The organism is Microbacterium sp. K35, assembly GCF_004794375.1.
GTDB classification, from domain to species: Bacteria; Actinomycetota; Actinomycetes; order Actinomycetales; family Microbacteriaceae; genus Microbacterium; species Microbacterium sufflavum.
In genome coordinates this window covers 1-3,084 of sequence record NZ_SSDM01000181.1, presented here as the reverse complement: position 1 = coordinate 3,084, position 3,084 = coordinate 1, and the positions used below count along the sequence as shown (strand labels likewise).

4 protein-coding genes are annotated in these 3,084 nt (G+C 73.8%); 2 read left to right on the top strand and 2 right to left on the bottom strand.

Annotated features, from left to right (window positions below):
• Positions 1 to 787: bifunctional phosphopantothenoylcysteine decarboxylase/phosphopantothenate--cysteine ligase CoaBC (gene coaBC, locus DW299_RS06975; protein ID WP_136036154.1), on the bottom strand; the 787-nt coding region annotated here is incomplete at its 3' end.
• A 134-nt stretch (positions 788 to 921) separates the two neighbouring features.
• On the opposite strand from coaBC, the gene DW299_RS06970 reads away from it, so the two are divergent.
• The gene (locus tag DW299_RS06970; protein WP_136036153.1) at positions 922 to 1,620 is read left to right on the top strand and encodes an NRDE family protein; all 699 of its coding nucleotides are present in this window, start codon (positions 922 to 924) and stop codon (positions 1,618 to 1,620) included.
• Between the two features lie 117 nt (positions 1,621 to 1,737).
• Here the strand turns inward: DW299_RS06970 and DW299_RS06965 are convergent, their stop codons facing one another.
• On the bottom strand, positions 1,738 to 2,709 hold the full coding sequence (locus DW299_RS06965; RefSeq protein WP_136035150.1) for a GlxA family transcriptional regulator: 972 nt from the start codon (positions 2,707 to 2,709) through the stop codon (positions 1,738 to 1,740).
• Between the two features lie 85 nt (positions 2,710 to 2,794).
• On the opposite strand from DW299_RS06965, the gene DW299_RS18915 reads away from it, so the two are divergent.
• Complete coding sequence (locus tag DW299_RS18915) at positions 2,795 to 2,956, top strand: hypothetical protein (protein ID WP_168387248.1); 162 nt, start codon at positions 2,795 to 2,797, stop codon at positions 2,954 to 2,956.
• The last annotated feature ends 128 nt before the right edge of the window (positions 2,957 to 3,084 follow it).

Genomic DNA, 3,084 nt, shown 5'->3' with positions numbered 1-3,084 from the left:
CGGCCGCCTCGGCCATCGCGGCGGACAGCTCCGCGGCCGTGCCGACCGTGACCACCCGGATGCCCGGATGCCGCGCGGCCTCGCGCACGTCGCCCGACACGTTCGCCGCCACCAGGGTCACCTCGGCTCCGCGGGCGGCGGCTTCGGCGGCCAGGGCGACCCCCTGCCGCCCGCTGGAACGGTTGCCGAGGAAGCGCACCGGATCGATCGGCTCGCGCGTGCCACCCGCCGACACCACCACCCGGACGCCGGCGAGGTCGCCGGGCGTGAGGAGGGTCTGCGCCGCCGCGAACACCTCCTCCGGCTCCGCCATCCGCCCCGGACCGCTGTCGCCACCCGCCAGCTCACCGTCGGCCGGACCGACCACGTGCACGCCGCGCTCACGGAGCGTGCCCATGTTCGCCTGCGTGGCGGGGTGCCGCCACATCTCCGCGTGCATCGCCGGGGCCACCAGCACCGGCGCCTCGGTCGCGAGCAGCGTGGTGCCCAGGAGGTCGTCGGCCAGCCCGGCGGCCATCTTCGCGAGCGTGTTGGCGGTCGCGGGCGCCACCACCACGAGCTCCGCGGCCTGCCCGAGCGCGACATGGCGCACCTTCGCCACATCGTCGTGCACGCTCGTGGTGACCGGGTGCCTGCTGATCGCCTCCCACGTCGGCAGCCCCACGAAACGCAGGGCGTCCGCCGTGGGCACCACCGTCACGTCGTGACCCGCCTTCGTCAGCAGGCGCACCAGGTGCACCGTCTTGTAGGCGGCGATGCCGCCCGTGACCCCCACCACGATGTTCACGTCTCGATTCTGCCCCAGCCCGCCCCCGCCCGGGCCTGCAGGATCGCAGCGGGGCCGGCACGCCGGTCCCGCGCACGTCCTCGACGCCGCGCCGGGAGGGCCCCGGCGCGCGCGGGCGACCTAGACTCGGGAGGGTGTGCACGGTCGTGATCGATGTCGAGACTGCCGGTTCGGCACGGCTGCTGGCCGTGCGAGACGAGGATCCCCACCGCGAGTGGGACGCGCTCGGCCCGTGGTGGTCGGAGCAGTATCCGGGGGTGATCGGCATCCGCGACCGCCGGGCGGGCGGGGCCTGGCTCGCGGTGAACCCGCAGGAGCGCCGCCTCGCGGTGCTGCTCAACCGTGCCGACGTGAACGACCTCCCCGGCCCCGCGGCATCGCGCGGATCGCTGCCGCTCGAATCGGTGTCGGGCCGTTCGCCGCAGGGCCTCCCCCGCATGCACGGGTTCAACCTGCTCGAGGTCGGGCCCGACGGCGCGCGGGTGGTGTCGTGGGACGGCGCGACGTTGCGCGAGACCCCGGTGACGCCCGGAACCCACATGATCGCGCACGACGACCTCGACGACGAGCAGACGCCGCGCATCACCGCGTGGCTGCCGGAGTTCCGCGCCCTCGGGCCCGCCGCGGCGAGCGCCGACTGGCTCGCGGAGTGGACGGCGCTGCTCGGGGCCTCCGCGGAGCTGTCACCCGAGGACGACCGCGCGATCATCCGCGACAACCGTCCGCACGGGTATCCGACGCAGTCGCTGTTGTACGCCGTGGCCGCGGTCACCCCCGCGGGGGTCGAGGTGCGCGACGTCACCCTCCCGTCCCCCGCGCACTGGACCGCCTGACCCCCGGCGCCCTGACCCGCGGCACCCTGGCCTTCCGGATCGAAACCGCGCCTCCCCGCGCCTCCCCCGGCCCGTTATCCACGCCGCACGACCCGCACCGACCCGGCACGCCGCGACTCAGGCCGCGGGCACCGCGTCGTCCGCGCAGGAGAACCGCGCCCGATAGGCCGTGGGCGTCACGCCGAGCACCCTGGCGAAGTTCTGCCGCAGCACGGCCGCCGAGCCGAAGCCGCACTCGCCGGCGATGTGCTCGAGGGGCAGGTCGGTGCGCTCCAGCAGACGCTGCGCGTGGATGATGCGCTGCCGGGCGAGCCACGCGGCGGGTGTCGCACCGTACTCGGCCTTGAAGCGCCGCGCGAACGTGCGCGGCGACATGAGCGCCCGGCCGGCGAGGTGGTCGACGCTGAGCTCCTCGCGCAGGTTCTCCACGGCCCAGTCGGCGACCGCGGCGAGGGAGTCCGACGGCGCCACCGGGATGGGGCGGTCGATGAACTGCGCCTGACCGCCGTCGCGCTGCGGCGGCACGACCATGCGGCGGGCGATGCGGTTGGTGATCTCGGCCCCGAGCTCCTGGCGCAGCAGGTGCAGGCACGCGTCGATGCCCGCGGCGGTCCCGGCGCTGGTGATGATGCGGTCGTCCTGCACGAACAGCACGTCGGGGTCGATGTCGATCCGCGGGTACATCTCGGCCATGGTGTGCGCGTACATCCAGTGGGTCGTGGCACGGCGCCCGTCGAGCACCCCGGCCGCCGCGAGGATGAACGATCCGCTGCACACGCTCATGACCCAGGCGCCCCGGTCGACCGCGGCGCGGGCGAGATCGGTCAGACGCTCGTCGATACGACCCCAGGTCGAGCGGGGCACGGGGCAGAACACCACGAGGTCGGCTTCGTCGGCGAAGGTCAGGTCGTGCTCGACATTGACGGAAAAGCCGATCTTGGAGCGCACGACCCCGGGCTCCGGCGCGACGATGCGGAAGTCGAAGTTCGGCACGCCGTCGTCCGAGCGGTCGAGGCCGAACGCCTCGCACGCGACACCGAACTCGAAGGGGGCGAATCCGTCCTGGATGACGCAGGCGACCGTCTTCATGCACTCTCCTGGTTGGCAGTTTTCTGTCGTAGAGGGTCGTTTCTGCCACTCGTGGCCGTAACCCGCTGCGCGTAGCTTTTCTGCCATGATACTCATCATCGCGCTTCTCGCCATCGCCGGGTGGGCGGTCGTCGCCACGATCGTCGAACTGCGCCGCGACGGCTACCGCCCCACCCCCACCGACTGGAGCCGTGTCTCCGGTCGCGACGTGCACCAGCAGGCCGAGCCGGGTCACGGCTACCGCTGACCGTCGCACAACCCCCTCGTCGCGCCACGGCGGCGCGGCTACGCTCGGGGCATGAGCGACCCCCAGCAGCCCGCCGAGTCCGCACCCGTGCCACCGCCGCCCGCCCCTCCCCTCACGGCCGAGCCGCG

Bases quoted from the DNA above. Each gene is read 5' to 3' on its own strand.
- DW299_RS18915 (WP_168387248.1), top strand. From the start codon at position 2,795: ATGATACTCATCATCGCGCTTCTCGCCATCGCCGGGTGGGCGGTCGTC.
- DW299_RS06965 (WP_136035150.1), bottom strand. From the start codon at position 2,709: ATGAAGACGGTCGCCTGCGTCATCCAGGACGGATTCGCCCCCTTCGAG.